General features: G+C 45.7%; 1 pseudogene. It reads right to left on the minus strand.

Annotation, left to right across the window (positions count from 1 at the left end):
- A pseudogene (locus R7Q46_RS30000) lies at nucleotides 1-460 on the minus strand (aminotransferase class V-fold PLP-dependent enzyme); the annotation flags it as partial.
- Nucleotides 461-530 lie beyond the last annotated feature (70 nt).

Below are 530 nucleotides of genomic sequence, written 5' to 3' on the forward strand. Positions count from 1 at the left end.
CACTGACAGCACCGGTTGATGTCTCAGCATGCACAAAAGCCAGAATTTTTGTATCAGGATGTTGCTGTAGTGCTTGTTCAACTTTATCTACTGAAACAGGCGCACCCCATTCATCATCGACTAGCACCACTTCGCCACCAGCACGAATAACGTTTTCACGCATGCGCTCGCCAAAGACACCGTTTCGACAAACGATGACTTTGTCACCTTTCTCGATCAAGTTAACGAAACAAGTCTCCATCCCAGCACTGCCTGGAGCAGAAACCGCAATAGTGAACTCATTTTCGGTTTGAAAAGCGTATTTCAACAGCTGTTTAAGCTCATCCATCATCGCGATAAACAAAGGGTCTAGATGACCAACCGTTGGACGGCTAAGGGCTTGCAATACCTGCGGATAAACATCGGAAGGACCAGGGCCCATTAAAATTCGGTGAGGGGGAATAAAGCTTTGGATCGGCATGTCAGCTCCTTGATTGCAGTCATTTAGCCTGAAAGAAGTCATTTTTAGAATTATTTGCCATCAAAACATC

The sequence above is a fragment of the Vibrio sp. 811 genome (assembly GCF_033339195.1).